This window comes from Isoptericola croceus, from assembly GCF_029382255.1.
In the GTDB taxonomy this organism is placed as follows: domain Bacteria; phylum Actinomycetota; class Actinomycetes; order Actinomycetales; family Cellulomonadaceae; genus Isoptericola; species Isoptericola croceus.
The window spans coordinates 1-269 of record NZ_JARLLG010000307.1 but is presented as its reverse complement, the minus strand read 5'-3'; the positions used below and the strand labels follow the sequence as shown (position 1 = coordinate 269).

Below are 269 nucleotides of genomic sequence, written 5' to 3'. Positions count from 1 at the left end.
CCTTGTCCTTCGCCGTCGTGCTGCTGCCAGTCAGCTCACCCTGTATTGCACTGCCATTGGTGGCATTGGGGCTGCGCTCATGGCTGCTTTCATGTACCACATGCTTCGGCGCACTGACCAGCTCACAGGCCTTTGGGTCGTCTCCATCTTCAGTGGCCTTATCTGGTTCATTGGTATCTGCCATGGTCTCTTCACAAACCGACCCAGCAGCTCATCGCCCACCACAGCATTTGAGCCTAACTTCTTCACCAAGCTCAGCTACAGCATGA

At 55.4% G+C, this 269-nt stretch carries 1 protein-coding gene; it reads right to left on the bottom strand.

The features are described from left to right. On the bottom strand, window positions 1-184 hold a 184-nt coding region (locus PZC42_RS24735; protein ID WP_277214187.1), incomplete at its 3' end, for a hypothetical protein. Between the last annotated feature and the right edge of the window lie 85 nt (window positions 185-269).